Below are 24,482 nucleotides of genomic sequence, written 5' to 3'. Positions count from 1 at the left end.
GCGTATTTTTGGTATTGAAAAAAGTGTAAAATGAATACTATACAGGGAGGGTGAATAATATGTCACAAATTAATTTAGGTGGTTCTGGTTTGATGGTACCCCAAATCGCATTGGGTGTTATGCGTATGGGTGATAAGACCGAGGCACAATCACAAGAAGTCGTTGAGACGGCATTATCAAAAGGCGTTAACTTTTTTGATACAGCTGATATTTATGGAAATGGTGCATCAACTAAGAGTTTGGCAAAGGCTTTAAAGGCTGTTGGGGCTGCACGTGAAGACATTATTTTGCAATCAAAGGGTGGTATTTTATCAGATGCAGGTCCAGTTGCAGATGATGGTATTTTGGGGCCACGCTATGAGTTTTCAAAGGAGCATATTATTGCTTCAGTTGATGCTGAATTGGCACGCTTAGACACAGATTACTTGGATGTTTTCTTGTTGCATCGTCCAGATGTGTTGATGCAGCCTGAAGAAATTGCGGCAGCTTTCAATGAGTTAGCCCAACAAGGTAAAGTAAAACAATTTGGTGTTTCTAACATGAATCCATGGCAAGTGGAGTTAATTCAATCAGTAGTTGACCAAAAATTGGTAGCAAATCAATTGCAATTTGGTGTGATGCATACAGGGATGGTGGATGCTGGCCTACATGTTAATATGGCTGATAGTCGTTCAGTTGATCATGATGGTGGTATTTTACCTTATTCACAATTGAAGAATATGACTATTCAGGCATGGTCACCATTCCAATATGGGATGTTTGAGGGCCACTTTATTGATAATGATAAGTTCCCTGAATTAAATATGAAATTGCAAGAAATTGCTGATAAGCACCACTCAACTAAGAATGGTATTGCGGTTGCGTTTATTTTGACACATCCAGCAAGTATGCAGGTGATTCTTGGTTCAATGACGCCAAGCCGTTTAGTTGAAATGATTGATGGGCAAAATGTACAACTATCTCATCAAGAATGGTACGACATTTACTTTGCTGCAGGTAATGATTTACCATAAAAAAGCATATAATAAGCCCCCATAAGTTAGTGTTAGCTAACTTATGGGGGCTTATTTAAAAGGTCATTCTAGTGTGGTTTATCGCAACTCAGTATAACGGACTTAACCTATTATTTAAATGGACTTGTGTGTTCACTTGAATTCATGATTTTATTTTGTCGTATACTAAAGATAAGATTATAAAAGGCACGCCACTGATTTTCAGAAGGCTTACTTTTCCAAACAATTTGATGAATGGACAGTTCTGGATTTAAAGTGTCGGTTAAATAAATTTCAGTATTATTAGTGACATTTTTATCAATTGTAATGTGTAAATCTCCTAGAGTGTTGAAAATATCAGAAATATAATCATTTAAAATACGACCAGATGTAAAATCAATAACGATATGAACTTGCAAATCTGTATGACGCATTACTAATTTTGGTAGGACAACTAAGCTGTAAATTTTATTAATTTCAGAAATTTCAATAGCATTAAAAGGTGATGTCGTCGTGTGCGTCACCATATCGGTGAATTCATGAATAAGACTATCGGCCTGTGGATTCATTGGGACTATATTATGTTCTTGTTTTGTAGAGTAGTGAAATAAATCAGTTTTAAAAAATGGGCTTAATACTCGGGCATTAACAATCGCTAACTTGTTTTGTAAATCAGAAAGGTCAATGTTTTTACCTTGCTTATCAAGCAGAAAGGCAACATGCTGCATCTGTCGTTGGGTTACAGCTTGATTAATTGTGTTTTCTTGTATAAAATCCAAATGTTTGTTGGGTAAACTGTATGTCGTAATTAGAAACGTAATATAATATCTGGTTGCGATTTCAGCATCCTCTTTTAAAAGATGCCATTTTTTATGCAGATGGTTCATAAACAAGAGCAATTCATTTTGTGATGTTAATGTAACAAGATAAGATAAATCACTTTTTAATAAAGGTGCGTTATTTTTAGCTCTTAATAAGTTCACTAAGCCAAAGTATTGGAAATTTTTTTGCTGACTACGTGAGGGATTAATATGCCAAACTAGCATTGCATAATTGGCAGTTTGTTTCATTTTAATTAAATCAGCATGTTGGGTTAAACTGTCGGGTGAATAATCAAAACATGAAAAATACACTAAAACAGTATGAATATAATAACGCATAAAAATTTCACTTTTTTTAAGGAGCCTAATTTTTTCTAAACCAATGGCATTGTTTAAATTCTTTTTAAGTCTAAAATATGTCGCAGTACTGATGCCGACAGATTGTTGAAATTCTGCATCAGACTGATTATACATGTTTAAAAAAGTATGCAAAAAAATCTGAAAAGGTAGTGAATTATAAGCTTGTTTATTGATGATTTTTGTAATGACAGCATTATTAATGTTATTTGTAAATAAGCAATCATTTTCAAAAATTAGGGTTACCTCTGGAAATTGTTGGGCAATGAGCACAGCGTTTTTACTAACTATGTTAGCTTTGTATACACTAATATCTAAAAAGTCTGCTATTTCATTCAATGTATGTGATGGTTCGCGATGACTTTCAATAAATTCAAATAATTGAATGACGAGACGCCGCTCTTTATCAATAAAAGGCATAAACTTTTCAATCACGACTGAGCCCCCCTCTCTAGAATTTTTGCAATTAAAGTATAATTAAGAACTAAATTAACACAAAAAAAGTCATGTATCATCTATAATAGTGTAAATTATGTTACTTTTATTGTAAAAACAAAACCATAACTATTGCATTTTTTAAAATAAAAATAAAAACTGATACTTTTAAGCTTTGTTTATTGTTTGGAAGTGAATCTAGAACATAAAAGGATGTTATTAAATAATAACAATTAATGAAAAAATGAAAAAAATAACAACGATTTTAATCGAGATAATATTAGGAATAGTACTAATACTTGGTATAGGATATGCAGCTTATCAATACAACTGGTTTGGGATACATGGGCAAGTTGTAAAAGAAATACAATCACACAAGACAACAGTAGATACCACACCAATTAAAAAAAATAGTGACAGACAGGCAATTATGCGTCGTTTAATGCGTGATACACAACCAGGGTTACAAAAACAAGGTTTTGTGAGTGTACCACAAGTTGGTATTTTAGAACCAATATTTGATGATGCTTATTCAAAAAAAGGACTGAATGCAGGCGCTAATTATGCAAATCGAACGCAAAATGATCCACAAGGGACACAAGCGCCAGTAATGGGGCAGGGTAATTATGGGTTAGCCAGTCACAATTTTGATGATGGCTTAACTGGTTTTAGTGGCTTGCAACAGCATTATCAAGATGATGCGCCTTATTTAGTGGCTGGCAAACGGCATGAAAATAAATGGTTAAATAATAAGCCAATTTATTTAGCAAATGCCAGTGGTATTTATGAATACCGTATTGCCAGACAAAAGGTTGTTACTGCTGATAACGTCAGTGTTTTAAATACGACTAACCGTGCCCAAGTGACAATCATTACCTGTCTATTTCCTAGCACGCAATTTCGAATTATCACAACCGGGTATTTGACAAAAACATATACTTGGGGAAAAGCGCCTAGTCGCGTTGTTCACTACTTTGATTTAACGAAGCAACCAACGAATGCACATGCAGACTGGTTTAATCCAGGAATTGAAGAAGGCAGTAATGGGGATGCTGGTGGTACAAAGGTAAAGTAAGTTACTTTACGATCTGATTAGTGTTGCGTTATGATGTATCTGTACTTACTAATAGAAAGGCGGGAAGTCATGAAAGTATTAGTTATTGGGGCACATGGTAAAATTGGTCAAATTTTGACTAAAAAATTACATGATAGTCATGATTTTGAAGAGATTGCTGGGTTACGTACAGCAGATCAACAACATGCTTATGAAGCAGTTGGTCTACAAACCGTTACACTTGATTTAGAAAAAGAACAAACTGATTTAGAAAATGTGATGCAAGGTGTAGATGCTGTTGTGTTTACTGCTGGATCAGGTGGCAAAACAGGACCAGAAAAAACAATGATGATTGATTTAGATGGTGCTGTTAAGAGTATTAAAGCTGCTGAAAAGCTTGGCGTTAAGCGTTTTGTTATTGTTAGTGCAATTAATGCGAATAAACGTGAATTTTGGTCATATGGGCGTCATGATTTAGGCGCAACTGGTAACTTTTATTATGCAGCAAAGCACTATGCTGATTTATATTTAGAGCACAGTAACCTAGATTACACGATTTTACGCCCTACGTTATTATTAGATGATGCAGGAACGGGCAATGTAACAGTGGTAGATGATCTAGCAACTGTTGCTTCACCCAAAATGAAAATTCCACGTGCTGATGTTGCAGAAACGATTATGGCTGTATTGCGTAATCAAAATACTGTGCGTCGTTCATTTGATTTGGATGGTGGGGATACACCGATTAAAGAAGCGATTAATGATTAGACGGTTATTGTTTTATCTAAAAAATTAGTTAAGACCTGTTCTCGCTATGAAAGTGAGGACAGGTCTTTTGAATACAGGTGGTTTGTATTTTATATTTTGGGTGTGTAATCAACGTCAAGTGTGGCTAAACGTTCTTTTCCCCATGAAAACATCATTTCAATGATGGGCATGAGTGATTGTCCAGTAGATGTTAATGAATAAAAGACAGCTTTGCGATTGTTTACCAAATCCTCCTGACGGGAAACAAGACCGTCTTCAACTAATTCATTGAGTTGTTGTGACAATACTTTGTGGGTAGCATGGTCCAGTAATTTTTGAATTTCGCCAAAGCGCATAGTCCCATCATGTGATAAATGGTAAATAATGACAATTTTATACTTACCTGAAAACATGGATAGTGTGTATTCTTTGGCGCAACTAAAATCTTTTTTCTGTACTTTTTCAATCGCATATTTTCTTACAATGTCAGTCATAATTATCTCCTATTTGATACGCAAACTCATACGCACAAAAAAGTGCGTTATTGTGTTATGGTACTTTTAGGTATAAATTATATACCATAATCAAAGGAGGATGTTAATCATGGCAAAAGAAGTTGCAGTTGTCGTAACTGACTTAGTTGAAGATGTTGAGTACACAGAACCTGTTGAAGCGATCAAGGCTGCAGGACACAATGTCACAACAATCGGATTTGAAGAAGGTACTGTTGAAGGTAAGCACGGCACTAAGATTACGATCGATAAGTCAATCGCTGACGTGAAGCCGGAAGATTTTGACGCACTATTCATTCCTGGTGGCTTTTCACCTGACCAATTGCGTGCAGACCAACGTTTCGTTGATTTTACTAAGGTATTCTTGGCAAAGAATAGGCTAACAGCAAGTATTTGCCACGGCCCACAATTAATGATCCAAACTGGTTTGGTACATGGTCGTACAATGACGTCATACTTAACTGTACAACCTGATTTGTACTATGCTGGTGCACGTATTGAAGATGAATCTGTTGTTATTGATGGTAACTTGATTACAAGTCGTGAACCAAAAGATATTCCAGCATTTAACGAAGCAGTTGTTAAGGCTTTGGCATAAGTAAATTAAACGTTCAATATATGAATGTTTACGAAATGAAAAACACGTGTTTGGCGTTAGCCGAAACACGTGTTTTTTGTATGTCAGTCATTTTTAGTGAAAGTATCGCGATAAACTAGGGTCGGTGTGACTAACGTTATTTCTTGCGATTGATTATGGAAGGTTATCATATCGTATAGTTTATTAAAACTAAGTGTGACCAGGTAATCAATATCAATGTGAAATGTTGTCAATGATGGTTGCGTGTAGGCAGCGCTGGGACTGTCATTAATACTAATGATGGCTAAACGTTTCGCTAACTCAGGGCTAATTTCGTTTAAGGCATCTAAAACACCAATGGCAAGTGAGTCAGATGAAATAAACAAAGCATCCAACGCTAACCCAGTTTTTAATTTGTTGGCAATTTCCGTGCCTATTTCATGACCACTAGAAACTGTAAAGTCACGTGCTTTGAATAATAATTCATCATTGTATAACGCTGCATCTGTCATGATGTTTTTAAAGTAATTTAAGCGACTATCTAGACGAACAATTAAGTGGCTAGGTGTATTGACATCCCAATATTGGCCAGTGACAATGCCAATATTTGTTAATTGCCGTTGAATGAATAAATTAACAGCTTTAGTTGTGGCGTATTCTAAATTAGGTTGTACAGAACTAAAGTGTTCAGGTTCAGGATTACTATCGATAAATAGAATATGTGAGAAAGCTGTATTTATTTCGATAAGTTGTGCATCATCAAAATAACCGACCGCAATAGCACCATCGAACTTGGTTAAATCTTGATTTTCAAGGTGGTTTATAAAGGTGACATCTATATATTCATCCTTAGCATGTTGCACAATGCTACGACGTAAATCGTAGTAATAAACATCTTCAATTTCACGTTGCGGATTTAGTGCAAATAAAACAGCAACTTGGTAAGTTTTCTTTGTTGTTGTTTGTGGTAATGGGTAATGTAGTTTTTTTGCAGTAGCCAATATTTTGTTGCGAGTTGCATCTGATACGGAAAGGGTAGCGTCATGATTAAATAATCGAGACACAGTACTCTGTGAAAAGCCAGATATCAATGCGATTTCTTTAATCGAAGTCATTAAATAATCCTTTTCATATAATAAGTAAATAAATTTACTAAATAACACTATATCATTTGCTGAAACCGCTTACAATTAAAAGTAACGGTTAATTAGCAAAGATAAGGATAACGTTGAGGTTAATTATGACACAAATAAAGGAATTTATACACGGTGGTGATTATAATCCTGAGCAATGGCTGGACCATCCAGAAATTATTGCCAAGGATTTTACATATTTTAAAAAAGCACACATTAATACCATTACAATTGGCATCTTTTCTTGGGCAAAATTAGAACTAAGCGAAGGTGAATATAATTTTGGTTGGCTTGATGAAGTGTTTGATCGAGCTGAGCAACAAGATATGAATGTTATTCTAGCGACACCAAGTGGAGCACGACCACGGTGGGTTGCTGAAAAATATCCAGAGGTATTACGAGTTGACGAGAATGGACAACGGGCTTTGTTTGGTGAACGACACAACCATTGCTACACTAGTCCGGCCTATCGACAAAAGGTGCAAAATATTGATCGGAAATTAGCCGAACGATATGGGAAGCGCAAAAGTTTGATTTTATGGCATGTTTCAAATGAATTTGGTGGACAATGCTATTGTGATTTATGTCAGGCGGCATTTCGTAAATGGGTACAAGCTAAATATCAAACTTTAGAAAATTTGAATAAGGCATATTGGGCAACATTTTGGAGCCATACGTATACCAGCTGGGATCAAGTTGTTGCGCCGTCACCACGTGGTGATGAAAATTTATTAGGTCTTAATTTAGACTGGCATCGTTTTGTTTCTGAACAAACAATTGATTTCTTTGAGGCAGAAGCACAGGTGCTACGAGAAGTGACACCGAATATTAAAATCACGACGAATTTCATGGGTGGTAATCCAGATGATGAGCATGTGTTCTTTGATTTAGATTATCAAAAGTTTGCGCAGCATGTGGATGTTATTAGTTGGGATTCATATCCAAGTTGGCGTAGTGATGCTAAGACAACTGCTCAATTAGCAATGAATACAGCTGTGATGAATGATGTTATGCGTAGTTATAAGCATGATAATTATATGATTATGGAAAGTACGCCATCACAGGTAAATTGGCATCCAGTTAATCGACCAAAGGCACCAGGCATGCATCGTATGGGTGTGTTACAAGAAGTTAGCCACGGTTCAAATGCTATTAATTATTTCCAGTTGCATCAGTCACGAGGCTCATCGGAAATGTACCATGGAGCTGTTATTGGCCATGATTTAAGAGATGATACCCGGATATTCAAAGAAGTGACGCAGGTTGGTGAAAACTTAATGGCGTTGCAACCAGTATTAGATACAACAGCGCAACAAGCAAAGGTAGCGATTGTTTATGATTATGACAATATGTGGGCTTTGAGTGATGTACGTAATTATGCAGGTGAAACAATTAAGTATTGGCGTACTATTCAAGAGCAGTACCAATATTTCTGGGAACATGACATACCAGTTGAATTTATTAGTACACAAGATGATTTGTCTACTTATCAATTAGTCATTGATCCCATGCATTTTTTGATGACAACAGACTTTGCGGATAAGCTTAATGCGTATGTCGCACAAGGTGGTACGTTAGTGGGATCATATATTTCAGGGCAAGTAGATGAACGTTATTTGGCTTATCTTGGCGGCTGGTTAAAGCCATTGCATGAAGTTTATGGTATGGAACCGATTGAAACAGACACATTATATCCTACGCAATCAGTAGCTGTTGCCGATACGACGCAACAAGTACAAGCGCATGATTATGCAACGATTATGGAACTGGATACGGCGCAGGCATTAGCACATTATACCAGTGATTGGTATGCTGATTCACCAGCAGTAACTGTCAATAAATTTGGTAAGGGAGCAGCGTACTATGTGGGTGCCCGTTTTGACCAAGCATATTTAGCAACTTTCTATAAAAAGATTGTGACTGATTTGCAATTAGAACCAGCATCACCGATTGAAAAGATGACAAAGGCGATTCATGTCAATATACGTGAAGATAACAATCAAGCATATTTCTTTGTCCAAAATTTTGCAGATAAAGCAACAACGATAACCATCACAACACCGGTTATTGATATTTTGACAGGTGAAGAAATAGCAGTCGGTAATCATCAAATGGCAGCATATGATGGTTTAGTTTTAGTTAAGAAAAATTAACGGAGAAATAAGAGATGAATAGGACGAGTTATAAGGAGCGAATTAGTTTCGCTCTGGGGAATTTAGGGCATTCAGCATTTTATGGGGCATTAAGTACTTACTTTATTGTGTATGTGACATCAAGTATGTTTGCTGACTTAGCACCATCTGTTGCGAATAAACTGATCGGATTAATTACATCATTAGTTGTGATTATTCGTTTAGCTGAGGTTGTATTAGATCCGATTTTAGGAAATATCGTTGATAATACGGAATCTAAATATGGGAAGTTCAAACCTTGGTTAATGATTGGTACGATTGTTAGTGCAATTCTGTTAATTGTTAGTTTTACAGGATTATTTGGGTTATCAAAAATTAGTCCATTATTGTTTGCAATTTTATTTGTCATTGTCTTTGTGGCATTAGATATTTTCTATTCGTTTAGTGACGTTGCTTACTGGGGAATGGTACCAGCGATTTCTGAAAGTAGTTCTGAACGTAGTGTATTTACAGTGTGGGGTAGTTTCACAGGAACGATTGGTTGGAACGGATTAACAATCATTGTGGTACCGATTACAACCTACTTTACTTACTTGGCAACTGGTAAGCATGAACAAGGTAGTGCAGGATGGCTAGCATTTGCCGTTATTATTTCAATAATTGCTATTCTATCTGCAGCAGCTACTGCATGGGGGACTAAGGAAAAGAACAACGTTATTCGTGAGTCGGCCAATAAAGAAAAAACGTCTATTAAAGATGTTTTCCTTGGCATCGCGCATAACGATCAAATGTTATGGACCTCATTGTCATACCTATTGTATTCAGTTGCATATGTGGCAACAAATGGTGTTTTGTTCTATTACTTCAAGTATGTTTTAGACAAACCAAACCAATTCTGGATTGCCGGTGTGGTTGCGACTATCGTTAGCTTCTTTACAGCACCATTATTTGGTATGTTAAACAAGTTTGTAACACGTAAGGTTTTATTTAGTATCGGTCAGATTTGTATGATTTTGGCTTATGTTATTTTCTTAACAGCTCATGACAACCCAACATTGGTAACGGTAGGATTAGTACTATTCAACTTTAACTATGCACAATTAGTGACGGTCTTAACACTGACAGACGCTATTGAATATGGTCAACTACAAAGTGGTAAACGTAATGAAGCAGTTACATTATCAATTCGACCACTATTAGATAAAATTTCAGGGGCCTTCTCAAATGGAATTGTTGGATTTATCGCTGTGACAGCCGGTATGACGGGATCAGCAACTGCCAAAGATATGACAGCAAGTAATATTCATACTTTTGAATTGTTTTCATTCTACACACCATTAATTTTGGCTGCAGGATCATTACTTATTTTCTTGTGGAAAGTAAAGTTGTCTGAAAAAGCGCACGCACAGGTTGTTGTTGAACTAGAATCAAAATTAGCAACTGAAGAGGGCATTACCACACCAACAAATGTCGTGACACAACAACAGTTGATTAGTGCACCAACTAGTGGTGTTATCACATCGTTGGCTGAATTAAATCAAGCACAACCATCATTAGACTTGTTTGAGGGTACGGGTTACGTTATTCAACCAAGTGATAATAAAGTTTATGCGCCATTTGATGGTAAAATTCGTTTTACATTTTCAACACAGCATGCTTTTGGTATTGAATCTGAAAATGGGCTAGCTGCAATTATTCACGTTGGTATGGGGACTGTTAACCTAAGAGGTGCTGGTTTTGATTTGCATTTCATTGATGGTCAAGAAATCCATCAGGGTGATTTGTTGATGACGTTTGATCGTCAATTGTTTGAAGCAAATGGCTATGAGGATACAATTGTGATGTTCTTTGTTGATCCTAAACGTATTCAAAATTTTGCGGTTGATGAAAAACATGTACAGCATGGTGATGATCTACAACCAATTTCTTTTAAATAATTAAGATAAAGCGACTTGGAAATGTTGATTTTTAAGTCGTTTTTTTGTGCAGTTATGAAGAACGAATTTTTACATATTGAGATAATTATACGTCATGAAAAATATTGTTATGTTTAAAAAAACAAAGTAGCATATGAATATAACAAATGACATAGAGGATATTTTAATGAGAACTAGTAAGCGGCCTATTAAATCTGGAACGACTGGCAAAAAATTAGTTGATGATTTAAAGCCTTTTGGAAAATTAATTCAGACAACGTATCGTAATGATAGTTTATTATCTAAACCCCAGTTAGCTAAATTTAGTCAAACAAGTCGGGTCATGCTAGGGACTATCCAAAAACAAATAGACACAAAATTAGTACAGTGTCCATTGGATGTGACCGCAATCACTTATTGTCATGATCGTCGTTTCATGAAGTTGATGGCTATTTTGCCTAGCGGTGAACGATATCGGGTGGATGAGCTTGTTGAGAAATTGAACGAGTTATTATTAGGTGACATAACAGAAGCAACTTTTTATCAGCAACAGCAGCCGAAAGTATTGGAAAAAAGCTTGCCAAATGATATTAGTGATAAAACAAAGCGAGCCAATCAAACGCTCAAACAACGGTTACGTCAACTAACTGAAAGTAAATTACAATTAACACAACAATATCAGCAATTAAAAGTAGCATTATCGCAAAAGGAAAAAGCATTGTGTGATCAGATGCTACTTAATCAAGAATTGACGCAAAAATTAGAAACAGTATGTGAAACGAATGCAACGTATCAATTTAAAATTAAAAAGCAACAACAAGAGATGGGAGCGATTCGTGAACAAGTACGTAAAAAACAGACAAAAATAAAGCAAGAACAACGTACGCAGCTTAAACCAGATACTAAACATATCTGTCCTAAAACAGATAATCGTGCGTTATATAAAAAAATAGCTGATTTACAGCTGAAATTATCGCTATCACAACAGCATCAGCAGCAGATGCAACAAATGAAAACAACGCAAGCCCAACAAATTAGTCGTTCTGAGAGAATTCGACAACTAACCAGTGAATTAAATCAAACGTGTGTGAGTGAATATCACCCATTACTGCGCTTAGTTGATAAGTATAATCAGTTGGTGTCTGAAGACGTTGTGCTATGGCATCAAATACAAGGACGTTTGGTACATGATGGGGATGAATGGTTATTTATTGATCGACAAGCAAATGAGTATTTATTAACATCAGAAGGTATGAACGGTTTGTTGGTTGAAGAATTAACAACGGCATATTATTATTCAGCACGACAACGATTGGATACTAAGTTTATTAGATTAATTCGGCAATTAAATATACCCGTTACGAATGAGCGTGATGTAGTCAAACAAGTGCATGAATCAGTAGAACCTATGATCGAAGCAAATTACCAAGTTTTAATTATTTCATGGTGGGGTGAAACTGTAAAAAATGCCACACAAAAGTTAAAGCGACTGGGTATTAAAGTTGTATGGCTTGATCCATCAGATGTTAATAATGATAAAATTGTGCATGAAATGCATAAGCCACAATATGATTTCCAATTAATTGTTTTGCGTGGGGCACATCATGAAATTGTGACTGCAGCACATCGGTTACGGCGTTTGGGACGCTGTGTGAAAGTTGCGAATAATCCAGGTGTCAGTGCAATGGTATCTTTTGTTCGAGAAGCTTTAAAAGAGAGGTGTGATCATCAAACCAGGGTTTAGTAAAAAATTAACTTGCGTAATTAAAAAAAAATCAGTATTATAGTTGAAGTATAAAAAAAGTAAATAACTCGACATCCTATCAAGAGTCAGGGAGGGACTGGACCCCATGATCTGACACCAACTACCGTTAAGGTGATGTGGTAATTTCTAGTAGATAGGCGCATATCGACTCAAACCCCGACATGCCGCCTATGTGTGGTACTCGGGGTTTATTTATTTTTGATTTTTGTAAAAGTAAAAAGGAGATATTGATATATTATGTCAGAAAAGCGTTTGTTTACGTCAGAATCCGTTTCAGAAGGACACCCAGATAAAGTGTCAGATCAAATTTCAGATGCCATCTTGGATGCTGTCTTAAAGCAAGATCCAGAAGCCCGTACAGCCGTAGAAACATCAGTAACAACTGGTTATGTTAATGTTTTTGGTGAAATGTCAACGCGTGCATACGTTAATATTAATGATATTGTGCGCAATACACTAAAGCGTATTGGTTATGATGATCCAGAAGCTGGCTTCTTAGCAGATGATATCCACGTTGGGATTACCTTGGATGAGCAATCACCTGATATCGCTCAAGGTGTTGATTCAGCTATCGAACAACGTGAAGACGGTGGTGTTGATCCACTTGATCAAATTGGTGCCGGTGATCAAGGATTAATGTTTGGTTTTGCAACAAATGAGACTGATGAGTATTTACCACTATCAGTTGTGTTGTCACATAAATTAGTTAAAAAGCAAGCTGATATTCGCCGTGCAGGCGTTTTGGACTACTTGTTGCCTGATGCTAAAGCACAAGTGACAGTTGAACTTGATGAAAATGGTGCACCTATTCGTATTGATACGGTTGTGTTATCAACACAACACCGTGCTTCAGTATCCTTAGAACAATTACGCCAAGATGTTCGTGAATATATCATTGATCCAATTTTACCTGCTGATATGGTTGATGATGATACGCGTTACTTTATTAACCCAACTGGTCGTTTTGTAATCGGTGGGCCTAAGGGTGATGCTGGTATGACTGGTCGCAAGATTATCGTTGATACTTATGGTGGTTATGCTCGTCACGGTGGTGGTGCTTTCTCAGGAAAGGATGCGACAAAGGTTGACCGTTCAGCTGCTTATGCAACGCGTCATATTGCTAAAAACATCGTTGCTGCAGGTTTGGCAGACAAGGTTGAAATCCAAGTTGCTTACGCAATCGGTGTTGCTGCACCAGTTTCAGTTAACGTTGAAACATTTGGTACAGCAAAAGTTGCTGATAATGACTTAGTCGCTGCAATCCGTGATTTGTTTGAACTGCGTCCGGCAGGTATTATTGACGATTTGGATTTGCGTAAGCCACGTTATGAAGCAACTGCTGCTTACGGTCACTTTGGTCGTCCAGAGTTGGACTTGCCATGGGAGCGTTTGGATAAGGTTGACGAGTTAAAGGCTTATTTTAATAAGTAAAAATGTTTAAAGGCTATCAATCCAATTACTGGATTAATAGCCTTTTTTATATTGTCATAAGATTCATTTGTGAAGAAAAAAATTTGGCTAATCGCAATCTAAATTTTTGGCAATTACTTGCATAATTTAGATGCAATTATTATTTAAAATGTAAAAACATTTCATGAATGATATGAGATGCGCAAAGTTAACTGATGATATATAAAATTCTATAATGGTCACTAGAATTTTATTAAAAAATTCGATTGTGAAGGCGGCCACAAACTGATTATTAGAAAAAATTAATTATTGTACATTTTATTATAACCATGTAAGCTTTATTAAAAGGAAAGATACCGCTTTCATTTTTGGGTGATATATGCATATGGAAGTGATATGTTTTTTTGTATCCAGAGGGGGATACAAAATATGTTTTTAAATGAATGTTAATACTAGATGCAAGGGGAGATATGATGAAGTATAATTTGTTGCTTGTTTCGCATAGTCAAAAGGTGACTGACGGGTTAAAAGAATTGATAGAAGAAATGAATATTTCTGAAGATACTGAGATTTATTCATTAGGGGGAACCCGCGATGGCGGAATTGGTTCTGATGTAACACGGATTACCGATATTATTGAGGCTTCTGACTCAGATACACATTTTTTGGCATTTGCTGATCTTGGTAGTGCTGTTTTGAATGTTGAAATGGCGTTAGATTTAATTAATGATGAACAAAAGCAACGCTACCATTTAATAGATGTGCCGTTGATTGAGGGCGCATTTGCGGCAGCCATTACGGTAGGGGTGACGGATGACTTAAACACAATTATTACTGAAGCTAAAAAGACGGTTGCAGATAAGTGGTATTAGGGGAATAACATGAAAAAAATAATTAACAACTTGGCGGATATTATTGATGAAATGATGAACGGATTGGCTGGTAGTTATGCTGATAAAATTCATCGTGTTGACGACTCACGTGTACTTGCACAAAATGATATTGCTGAAAAGCGGGTTGCTTTGGTGTCAGGTGGTGGTAGTGGTCACGAGCCAGCCCATGCTGGTTTTATTGGTGATGGGATGTTGAGTGCTGCTGTTGTTGGGGACGTGTTCACATCCCCAACTCCTGATCAAATTTTGACAGCGATTGATGAAGTTGATCAAGGTGAAGGGGTCTTGTTAATCGTTAAGAACTACACCGGTGACATTTTAAACTTTGAAATGGCACAAGAAATGTCGGAAATGAATGATCATGAAGTCGCAATTGTGGTTGTCGATGATGATATTTCAGTTGAAAACAGCGAGTTTACGGCTGGCAAGCGTGGCGTTGCGGGGACGATTCTTATTCACAAAATTTTGGGTGATGCAGCGCGTAATGGCGCTTCATTATCTGAATTAAAAGAATTAGGTGATCAAACCGTTGCTAAAATCAAAACAATTGGTGTGGCCTTGGGTGCAGCCACAGTACCAGAAGTTGGTAAGCCTGGTTTCAAATTAGGTGAAGAAGAAATTGAATTTGGTGTTGGTATCCACGGTGAAGCTGGTTATCGTCGCGAAAAAATTCGTCCATCTAAGGAATTAGCACAAGAATTAGTTACTAAAATTCTGGCTGATTATGCCAAAAAACCAACAAAAGTGGGGGTTTTGGTAAACGGTATGGGGGCTACACCGTTGATGGAACAATATATTTTTATGAATGATGTTTTGCATTTGCTTGCCGATGAAGGTGTTGAAGTAACCTTCACGAAGGTTGGCGATTACATGACGTCATTAGATATGGCCGGTATTTCATTAACTTTGATTGATTTAGGTGATGAAAATCTTGTAGCAGCTTTGCAGAGTGAAGTTTCAACGATTGCTTGGTAATTAGGGGAGTGAGCACACATGAATTTAACAGTTACAGAAGTACAAGCATGGTTAGCAAAATTTAGTACAGCCATTGTAGAAAATAAAGATTATTTGAGTGATTTAGATACACCAATTGGTGATGGTGATCACGGTAATAATATGGCTCGTGGTGTTATCGCGTACGAAGAAAGTGTTGCTAAGACAACACCAAAAGACATTAGTGCAACATTCCAAGCTTTATCAATGGCGATGCTATCTAAAGTTGGTGGTGCGTCAGGACCCTTGTATGGGTCAGCGTTTATGAAGATGACGAAAGCTACTAAATCAGTTGAAACTATTACGTCATATGAACAACTAGGTGATATTTTAGCTGAAGGGTTAGAAGGTATCAAGACTCGTGGTAAGGTTGAATTACAAGATAAGACCATGATTGATGTTTGGGATCCCGTCGTTAAGGCAATGCAAGTTGGTGAACTTGATTATGATATGGTGGAGACAGCTAAAGAATCCACGAAAGATATGGTAGCTCGTAAAGGACGCGCTTCATACTTAGGTGAACGTTCAGTGGGCCATATTGATCCAGGTGCGACATCTAGTGCATTATTATTTAAAATGTTGTTAGAAGTTGTTCATTAAAAATATAAGTAAAAACGCCACGGACACCCATTACTTTAAGGTGCCAGTGGCGTTTTTAATAGTTACAAATCTTGATCAATTCGGGCTCTTGTTAAAGCAATTTTTTCTTGTGCGTCATCATAATGATGACTGATATAAGTATAAAATAAAATATCGACAACATATAATTGTGATAATAGACCAGTAGTTGATGCGAAACGTACTTTATCAAATTGTGGTGTCGCAGTCTGTAATACCATATGGCTGTTAGTTGCCAGTGGGGTATCCGGATTACTAGTCATCACAATTGTTTTTAAGTGCAAATCAAGGCTAATTTTTTGGAATTTTAGTGTCTCATAAGTATTGCCAGATTCAGAAATAATAATGCTAATATCATTATCCGTTGCAATAGCTTGTACGCTGGTAATCATTTGATGAAAATCAGCATGATAAATCACTTCAATGCCAATACGTGTAAATTTTTGTTGTAAATCCTGTGCGACTAAAGAAGAAGCGGCAATACCATAAACGAAGATATGCTGAGCTTGTTCAATTAATTGTGTCGCAGTAAGAAAATTAACTGCATTATTTTGCTGCGCGATAGTATCAGGAATTAATTTAAAGCGTGCGCTGGTTTTTGCTAGGATGGCATCAACAGATTCATCTGCAGTGATTTCACTCAATGAGGGTTGCGTATTATCAGTCGTTGCTAAGGCAATGTCCAAGCGTAGTGCTGGAAAGCCTGAGTAACCTAATTTTTTAGCAAAGCGCACCACAGCAGCGCTACTAGTTTGAGTTTTTTCACCAATTTTAGCAGCTGTTGCGTCGAGAAACCATTGTGGATTTTTAAGTAATAAATCAGCAATTTTGCGTTCGCTCGCTGTAAAATGTTTTTCAGCCACTAAACGGGCGAATAATGAATTCATGTGTTACTCCATTTGATAATTAGTATATTATGATTTAATCGTTATGATTGTATCACCGATTTGAACATCTTGCGCAGAAATATCAGTAACAGAAGCAAAATCAGCACTGTTTGTTACTAGTATTGGGATTACAGTAGCGTAACCAGCTTGTTTAATAATGTTTAAATCCATGTTTGTAATTGGCTCACCAGCTTTTACAGATTGACCTGCTTCGACCAATGTCTCAAATCCTTGACCTTGTAAACTAACAGTATCTAACCCCATATGAATTAAAATTTCTTCATTATTATTACCAATAATGCCGATTGCATGCTTGGTTGGGAATACTGCTTGAATGGTACCGTCAATTGGCGAAACAACATGGCCATCACTTGGTTCGATGGCAACACCATCACCCATCATACCTGCGGAAAAGACGTCGTCTGGCACATCAGAAAGTGCAATCAAACGACCGTTAACAGGAGCTGTTAATTCAGTTGTAAATGACTTAGTTTCAGCAACTTCAGGAACAATTGGGCCATCAGTACGTGCTGAGTTGGTAGTCACTTGGTCCGTTGCCACGATTTTCATATCCTTTGGAATACCAAAGAAGTAAGTACAAATGAAACCACCGACATAACCAGCAGCTAAACCTATTAGATAGTAGACGACTTTATGGTTGGCAATCAATGGAATTAGTGCCCAGCCTGAAGGACCAACAGCGATGGCACCAACATGACCAAGCATTCCGATGACGGCACCACCAATACCACCACCAATACATGCGGTGATAAATGGCCGGCCTAGCGGCAATGTTACAGCATAAATTAAAGGCTCACCAACACCAAGCAAACCAACAGGGAGTGCACCTTTGATGTTTTGAACTAGTTCGGCTTGCTTGTCATTATGACGGAAGTATAACCAGAGTGCAAAAGCAGCACCAACTTGGCCGGCACCAGACATGGCAAGGATTGGCAATAGTGGTGTACTACCCATTTGGTTAATCATTTCTAAGTGGATCGGAATTAAAATTTGATGTAGACCAAGCATCACCATTGGTAGGAATAGCGCACCTAAGATAAAGCCAGCAACTGGCCCACCAACATTTAAGACCACATTGATAAATTGTAACAAACCATCTGAAACGACACCGGCAATTGGCATGATTAGGTAAATAGTTGCCAAGCCAATCACTAATAAGCTTAATGTTGGGGTAACAATGATATCAACTGCATCAGGTACCCATTTATGTAATCTTTTTTTGACTAATGATAAAATCCAAACGGCGAAAATGACACCGATGATACCACCTTGACCTGCAGCGATATCTTGACCATTAAATAAATTTTGAATTGGTGTATCAGGTGTGACACCGGATAACAACGTGACGGCTCCTACAGTACCACCTAAAGCAGGGGTAGCGCCAAATTCAGAAGCGGCATTGATACCTGTATAAATAGCCAAATAAGCAAACAAACCATTTTTAATAACATTTAAGACGGTTACAAATTGTGTGACATTATCGCCAGTTAATGTACCAGCTGTTACCAAATTTTGGAAAATAGAAGCAATACCGGCAATGATTCCGGCACCCACTAGGGCAGGGATCATTGGCACAAAGATATTAGCTAATGACTTCAAAATAGATTTGAATCTATTGGGCTTATTATATTTTTGTTTTGCTGCAGCTTTATTTTGGCTAGTTTGATCTTGTAAGTTTGCGTTATCAGGTTGACTGTTTTTTGTACTTGGGAAGTTTTCACCTAGTTTAACACCAACCGAATCTACCATACTTTGTGCAACTTTGTTGACTTTACCGGGTCCAACGACAACCTGCAAGGTCTCGTCTTCAACCACGCCTAGCACACCTGGAATGGCTTTTAGTTGCTCAATATCAGCTTTATTTTCGTCTTTTAGTGTTAAACGAACACGCGTCATACAATGGATGACTTTATCGACATTTTCTTCACCACCCACGTTTTTAAAAATGTCTTGTCCCATTTGATCATAGTTTTCATTTGCCATGATGTTATACCCCTTTGATTAGAATGTTTGATTAATAAAGCCATCAGCTTGCTTTAATTTAGCTTTGGCATCTGCATAGTTTACCCCTGTTAAAATCATAACAATTGCAGGCTTAACATGTTGTTCAGCAGCCGCAAATGCTTTTGCGGCAACGTCATATGAACAATCAGTTGCTGTCATGATAATGCCTTTTGAACGTTCAACTAATTTTTCATTAGTAGGTTGTACATCGACCATGAGGTTTTTGTAAATTTTACCAATACCAATCATTGAAATAGTTGAAATCATGTTAAGGACCATTTTTTGGGCAGTCCCAGATTTCAAACGGGTTGAACCGGTCAAAAATTCAGGGCCGACATTAATTTCAATAGCTGTTTGAGCATGTTGACTGATAATGGCATTAATATTTAAAGCTAAACTAACAGTTGCTGCATTAACGCTTTGTGCATAGTCTAAGCCACCAACGACATATGGTGTTCGACCACTGGCAGCGATACCAATAACAGTATCTTTGTCGTTTAATTGTAAGCTTTGCAAATCACTTGGGCCTAAAGTAAGGCTATCTTCAGCACCTTCAACGGCATGGATCATGGCTTTTTCACCACCAGCAATTAAACCTACGACTGTTTCTGGACTCACACCAAAAGTAGGGACACATTCAGCTGCATCTAAGACGCCTAAACGACCACTTGTACCAGCTCCCATGTAGATAATACGACCACCAGCTTTAAGTGAAGCCGTTGTTTTAGCAATGGCTTCTTCAATAGTAGGAAATGCTTGCGCAACTGCATTTGCAACAGTTTGATCTTCATTATTCATTAATACAGCAGCCTCATGAATATTAAGGCTATCTAAGTTCATGGTGCGTTCATTGCGTTGTTCGGTTGTTAATTGATCTAAATTCATCGTATAAAGCTCCTTTTGTAAGCGCTATCTATTATAGTTTGCATTATAATAGTTATGAAATAGAATTACAACTAAACAATATTATGATTCGTTAATGAAATTAAATTTCAATTTTGCTAATGTATTTAACTTAGGTTATAAATGTTATTAGGTATTTAAATCATAAAAAGGGTGAATTTGAATAAAAAAGAATTTTATTTGCGATAGATTGGAATAAAATATGTTTAAAAGTTTAAATTTTTCTAAAGTTTAGCTATTTCAAAAAAATAAAGACACTTTATATATAAATATTAGTTTGTTTTTTAGTGTAGATTTTTACTATTTGTTTGTAATGCAAATGATTGTTTTTATATTATAATTAGCTATTTTTTTAAAAATAGCATGCGAATTATAAAAAAATTTGATAAAAATACATAAAAAAAACAATATTTTTATATAAAAGCCAACTTGACACGTGGCCACTATTTCCAATATAATTTTAAGTGGTAAAAGAAAAGTAAGCGTTTTCAAACGCGTCGAGTAGGAGAATGTGGAATGTCAGATAAGAAAATTTCTGCTGGATTAGCAGCATTGAAGGTCATGGAAGGCTGGGGGGTACCTACAGTTTATGGTGTTCCTTCTGGAACGTTGAGTGGCTTTATGAATGCTATGGGTGATCCAGAGAATAACATTAAGTTTTTGCAAGTTAAGCACGAAGAAGTTGGTGCTATGGCTGCAGTTATGCAATGGAAGTTCGGTGGTAAGCTAGGTGTTGCTGTTGGTTCTGGTGGACCTGGTGCAACTCACTTAATTAACGGTTTGTACGATGCAGCAATGGATAACGTTCCTGTATTGGCTATCTTGGGATCAAAGCCTGTTCGTGAGTTGAACATGGATTCATTCCAAGAATTAAACCAAAACCCAATGTACGAGAGCATTGCTGTTTACAACCGTCGTGTTGCGACTGCAGAGCAATTGCCTCACTTGGTTGATGATGCGATCCGTACTGCTATTGCAAAGCGCGGAGTTGCCGTACTTGAGGTTCCTGCAGACTTTGGTTTTGCAGAACTTGATGAAGATTCAATTTACTCAACACCTTTGTACTCATCAGGTTTGAAGTTTAAAAACTACAAGTCAGCACCTGTTGAAGAAGAAGATATTGATGAAGCTGTTGAATTATTGAACGCTGCAAAGCGTCCAGTAATCTATGCTGGTGTTGGTACTATGGGTCACGGATCAGCTGTTCAAGATTTGGCTCGTAAGATCAAAGCACCTATTATCACAACTGGTAAGAACTTTGAAACTTTCGAATGGGACTTTGAAGCCTTCACTGGTTCAACTTTCCGTGTTGGTTGGAAGCCAGCTAACGAAGCTGTTCTTGAAGCAGATACGGTATTGTTTGTGGGAACTAACTTCCCATTCTCAGAGGTTGAGGGAACATTCCGTAACGTTGACAAGTTCATCCAAATTGATAACAACCCTGCAATGCTAGGTAAGCGTCACCAAACTGACGTTGCTATCTTGGGTGATGCTGGTGAAGCAATTGATGCTATCCTTGGTAAGGTTTCAGAAGTTAAGGAATCAACTTGGTGGAATGCTAACGTTAAGAACGTTCAAAACTGGCGTGACTACATGAACAAGTTGGAGCAAAAGACTGAGGGTGACCTACAAGCTTACCAAGTTTACAATGCTATTAACAAGTATGCTGCAGAAGATGCAATCTTCTCAACTGATGTTGGTAACGTAACACAAATGTCAATTCGTCACTTGCACATGACACCAAAGAACCTATGGCGTACTTCACCATTGTTTGCAACAATGGGAATTGGTTTGCCAGGTGGTATCGGTGCCAAGAACATCTTCCCAGAACGTCAAGTATGGAACTTGATGGGTGATGGTGCCTTCTCAATGACTTACCCAGACGTTGTGACAAACGTACGTTATGACATGCCTGTTATTAACGTTGTCTTCACAAACACTGAGTATGGTTTCATTAAGAACAAGTATGAAGATACTAATACTTATAACTTTGGTGTTGACTTTGGTGATGTTGACTACGCTAAGATCGGTGAAGCTCAAGGAGCTGTTGGTCTAACTGTTAGCCGTATCGAAGATATTGACAGTGTTATGAAGGAAGCTGTTGAATACTACAACCAAGGTCGTGTTGTGGTTATCGATGCTAAGATTACTAAGGATCGTCCAATTCCAGTTGAAACTTTGAAGCTTGACACTAACTTGTATAGCGAAGATGTTGTTAACGCATACAAGGAAAAGTATGAAGCACAAGAATTGGTACCATTCCGTGAGTTCCTTGAAGCTGAAGGCCTAACTTCAAAGTACATCAAAGAAGAAAACGGTAACAAGTTCAGCTTCTAATCTAAATTAAACAATTTATAATATCTATTAAATACGATAAGATTATGAATTGTGATAAAAAGCTACCAAATCTATCTGATTTGGTAGCTTTTTTGTTGGTTATTTTTAATAGCGAGTTTATTGTTCACGATTAATTTAAAACTTTGTTGTAAAAGTGCCGTTTCACTATATACTAATTATATAGAAGTGAGTATCTGTATGAATGTTGTTTTATTTAAAGAACTGGTAAATAGTTATTGAACGTCATAACATATAGCTGGTTTATGGTAGTAGTAATTTATTTTTGGGAGATCGTATGAATAATCATTATTTAAAACAAACAACGTTAATGATGATGTTGTTATTGGTTTATAATTATATTGCATCAGTCAGCATTGGGTATATTAATGACTATTTGCCACCAGCTTATCAGCTTGATACGTCAGGAGTATCAGCGTTGTTGAGTGACTTAAAAGCAAATGGTTTACAATATGGTATGTCGATGTTGGGCTATTCTTTAGTTTATTTAGTCTTTGTTATCTTGTTGATTGGGGTTATTTTATATCATTATCACAAATTAAGTATTAAAACGTTGTTGCATAATATGCATCGAATTAAAATATATGTTTTTACATTTATTTTATTATTAATTTTATTACCGCTGAATCAAGTCGGATTGAAAGTGCCCGTTATTAATTACATTCCAATTCCTGAAACTTTTATTGGTATGATTAGTGGATTTTGGTTAAAAGTAATTGCAGCATTTGTTTATATAGGTATAGTGCTAGTTTTACTTAGATTTAAGGATTCGATGTATTATCTAGTCGTTGCGGATGATAAGCTAAAAAACGCATTAACTAAAAGTTGGCATAGAAATAGTCATCAATTAAGCGCAAGTATTATGGCGGTATTACGATTAGTTGGACAATTATTAATATCAGTTGGCGTATTAATGGGATTACAGTATCTAGTTGATCAATTAGGCAATTCAGATTTTAGTACTTTGATGGTGAACGTATTAACGGCCTTTTTGATGGGCATGTTGTATTTTATAACTGCTGAAGTATTATTGTTGTTTACGACTAATTTAAATCCACGTATTGGTAGGGAGCCGGCTAAAATAACGTGGTTGCTAACGATTGCAACGATGGGCGCAACTGGCGGGTTATCGTTAAGCTTAGCAAATCGATTTATTCAACAACCTATGGATTCACAATTAGTGATGGCCCATATGGGTGTAACGTCTAAGAACGATGCGCAAAATGCCATTGAAAATTTGGAAAAAGTGAGCGCAACAAAACCAGACTATGTTGAAATTGATATTCAACATACAAAAGATGGGGTTTATGTACTAAGCCATGATGCTAAGATTACAGCGCTTAATGGGCAAAAATATAAAATTAGTGAGACGAATTGGTCGGAACTAAAAAATATCAGCTATGATTCAAATGGGCATAAAGTTAGCGTATCCAATTTTGGTGACTATCTTAATAAAGCCAATGAGTTAAATCAAAAATTGTTAATTGAGTTAAAAATTAATTCATCAATTAGCAATCAAGGGCTAAAAGATTTTAGTAGCAAATATGGACAAGCAATAAAACAAAATAAGGCACAGATTCAATCGTTAAATCAAAATGCATTGAAGCGTCTATCTGATTATATTAATGCCACGAGCGGGCTACTATCGCCACTCAATAATACGATTAATCGTGACAAGTCGCATCAATTTTATGCACTTGAATATTCAAGCGTTGTGCCAAAAACAAGCGATCAGGCACATCAAGTAGGTAAAAAATTATATGCATGGACAGTAGACGGCCATGTTAATATTATGACGATGTATGCATATGGCGTAGATGGCTTTATTACTGATGAGCCTAAAAAAACACGGGCATACTTAACCAAGATAAAGAAGCAGCCAAATTATGCATTGGTACTTTGGAAGAGCATGATGTTTACGAAAAATAATTTTTAAAGTGAATGGATGAAAAACAAC

Annotated in this window: 19 protein-coding genes and 1 riboswitch; of the genes, 13 read left to right on the top strand and 6 right to left on the bottom strand. The window is 36.7% G+C overall.

The window, feature by feature from the left end; translation table 11 throughout:
- Positions 1-59 precede the first annotated feature (59 nt).
- Positions 60-1,013, top strand: coding sequence for an aldo/keto reductase (locus tag G7Y65_RS04900; protein WP_042493056.1), 954 nt, complete (start codon positions 60-62; stop codon positions 1,011-1,013).
- 110 nt (positions 1,014-1,123) lie between these two features.
- Here the strand turns inward: G7Y65_RS04900 and G7Y65_RS04895 are convergent, their stop codons facing one another.
- Entirely contained in the window at positions 1,124-2,605 is a 1,482-nt protein-coding gene (locus G7Y65_RS04895; protein WP_165314683.1) for a hypothetical protein, read from the bottom strand.
- Positions 2,606-2,849: 244 nt separating this feature from the next.
- On the opposite strand from G7Y65_RS04895, the gene G7Y65_RS04890 reads away from it, so the two are divergent.
- Positions 2,850-3,680, top strand: a complete 831-nt coding sequence (locus tag G7Y65_RS04890) for a class A sortase (RefSeq protein ID WP_137600501.1) — start codon at positions 2,850-2,852, stop codon at positions 3,678-3,680.
- A gap of 69 nt (positions 3,681-3,749) precedes the next feature.
- Entirely contained in the window at positions 3,750-4,427 is a 678-nt protein-coding gene (locus G7Y65_RS04885) for an SDR family oxidoreductase (RefSeq protein ID WP_137600500.1), read from the top strand.
- Between the two features lie 89 nt (positions 4,428-4,516).
- On the opposite strand, the gene G7Y65_RS04880 is transcribed toward G7Y65_RS04885, so the two are convergent.
- Complete coding sequence (locus G7Y65_RS04880; RefSeq protein WP_042493049.1) at positions 4,517-4,900, bottom strand: winged helix-turn-helix transcriptional regulator; 384 nt, start codon at positions 4,898-4,900, stop codon at positions 4,517-4,519.
- A gap of 109 nt (positions 4,901-5,009) precedes the next feature.
- On the opposite strand from G7Y65_RS04880, the gene G7Y65_RS04875 reads away from it, so the two are divergent.
- The gene (locus G7Y65_RS04875; protein ID WP_165314682.1) at positions 5,010-5,516 is read left to right on the top strand and encodes a type 1 glutamine amidotransferase domain-containing protein; all 507 of its coding nucleotides are present in this window, start codon (positions 5,010-5,012) and stop codon (positions 5,514-5,516) included.
- Positions 5,517-5,599: 83 nt separating this feature from the next.
- On the opposite strand, the gene G7Y65_RS04870 is transcribed toward G7Y65_RS04875, so the two are convergent.
- Positions 5,600-6,610: a LacI family DNA-binding transcriptional regulator gene (locus G7Y65_RS04870; RefSeq protein WP_042493047.1), complete on the bottom strand. Its 1,011-nt coding sequence runs from the start codon at positions 6,608-6,610 to the stop codon at positions 5,600-5,602.
- Positions 6,611-6,735: 125 nt separating this feature from the next.
- On the opposite strand from G7Y65_RS04870, the gene G7Y65_RS04865 reads away from it, so the two are divergent.
- The 7 genes from G7Y65_RS04865 (at position 6,736) to dhaL (ending at position 16,337) form a co-directional block, all read left to right on the top strand.
- Positions 6,736-8,781, top strand: a complete 2,046-nt coding sequence (locus G7Y65_RS04865; protein ID WP_042493046.1) for a beta-galactosidase — start codon at positions 6,736-6,738, stop codon at positions 8,779-8,781.
- A gap of 14 nt (positions 8,782-8,795) precedes the next feature.
- Positions 8,796-10,697 carry a sugar MFS transporter gene (locus tag G7Y65_RS04860; RefSeq protein WP_150189534.1) on the top strand — a complete coding sequence of 634 codons (1,902 nt, stop codon included), beginning with the start codon at positions 8,796-8,798 and terminating at the stop codon, positions 10,695-10,697.
- A 166-nt stretch (positions 10,698-10,863) separates the two neighbouring features.
- Entirely contained in the window at positions 10,864-12,420 is a 1,557-nt protein-coding gene (locus G7Y65_RS04855) for a hypothetical protein (RefSeq protein ID WP_042493045.1), read from the top strand.
- A 73-nt stretch (positions 12,421-12,493) separates the two neighbouring features.
- Positions 12,494-12,581: riboswitch (SAM riboswitch) on the top strand.
- 97 nt (positions 12,582-12,678) lie between these two features.
- Positions 12,679-13,872 carry a methionine adenosyltransferase gene (metK, locus tag G7Y65_RS04850; RefSeq protein WP_042493044.1) on the top strand — a complete coding sequence of 398 codons (1,194 nt, stop codon included), beginning with the start codon at positions 12,679-12,681 and terminating at the stop codon, positions 13,870-13,872.
- Between the two features lie 452 nt (positions 13,873-14,324).
- Positions 14,325-14,723 (top strand): dihydroxyacetone kinase phosphoryl donor subunit DhaM, encoded by a 399-nt coding sequence (gene dhaM / locus G7Y65_RS04845; protein WP_042493042.1) that lies wholly within the window; start codon positions 14,325-14,327, stop codon positions 14,721-14,723.
- Positions 14,724-14,732: 9 nt separating this feature from the next.
- Positions 14,733-15,719 (top strand): dihydroxyacetone kinase subunit DhaK, encoded by a 987-nt coding sequence (gene dhaK / locus G7Y65_RS04840; protein WP_042493041.1) that lies wholly within the window; start codon positions 14,733-14,735, stop codon positions 15,717-15,719.
- Between the two features lie 18 nt (positions 15,720-15,737).
- Positions 15,738-16,337, top strand: a complete 600-nt coding sequence (gene dhaL, locus G7Y65_RS04835) for a dihydroxyacetone kinase subunit DhaL (RefSeq protein ID WP_042493040.1) — start codon at positions 15,738-15,740, stop codon at positions 16,335-16,337.
- 62 nt (positions 16,338-16,399) lie between these two features.
- Here the strand turns inward: dhaL and G7Y65_RS04830 are convergent, their stop codons facing one another.
- Genes G7Y65_RS04830 through murQ form a run of 3 tightly spaced genes read right to left on the bottom strand, consistent with a single transcriptional unit; the run spans position 16,400 to position 20,152 of the window.
- Positions 16,400-17,242, bottom strand: a complete 843-nt coding sequence (locus G7Y65_RS04830) for a MurR/RpiR family transcriptional regulator (protein ID WP_137600498.1) — start codon at positions 17,240-17,242, stop codon at positions 16,400-16,402.
- A gap of 27 nt (positions 17,243-17,269) precedes the next feature.
- Positions 17,270-19,246 (bottom strand): glucose PTS transporter subunit IIA, encoded by a 1,977-nt coding sequence (locus G7Y65_RS04825; RefSeq protein ID WP_165314681.1) that lies wholly within the window; start codon positions 19,244-19,246, stop codon positions 17,270-17,272.
- A gap of 18 nt (positions 19,247-19,264) precedes the next feature.
- Positions 19,265-20,152, bottom strand: coding sequence for an N-acetylmuramic acid 6-phosphate etherase (gene murQ, locus G7Y65_RS04820; RefSeq protein ID WP_165314680.1), 888 nt, complete (start codon positions 20,150-20,152; stop codon positions 19,265-19,267).
- A 534-nt stretch (positions 20,153-20,686) separates the two neighbouring features.
- Between murQ and spxB the strand changes: the two genes are divergently transcribed.
- Together spxB and G7Y65_RS04810 are read left to right on the top strand one after the other, a co-directional pair.
- On the top strand, positions 20,687-22,507 hold the full coding sequence (gene spxB / locus G7Y65_RS04815) for a pyruvate oxidase (RefSeq protein ID WP_042493036.1): 1,821 nt from the start codon (positions 20,687-20,689) through the stop codon (positions 22,505-22,507).
- Positions 22,508-22,802: 295 nt separating this feature from the next.
- Entirely contained in the window at positions 22,803-24,461 is a 1,659-nt protein-coding gene (locus G7Y65_RS04810; protein WP_165314679.1) for a glycerophosphodiester phosphodiesterase family protein, read from the top strand.
- The last annotated feature ends 21 nt before the right edge of the window (positions 24,462-24,482 follow it).

The sequence above is a fragment of the Weissella sagaensis genome (assembly GCF_010306265.1).
In the GTDB taxonomy this organism is placed as follows: Bacteria; Bacillota; Bacilli; order Lactobacillales; family Lactobacillaceae; genus Weissella; species Weissella sagaensis.
The sequence above is the reverse complement of the archived record's forward strand: the minus strand, read 5'-3'. Positions and strand labels throughout refer to the sequence as shown.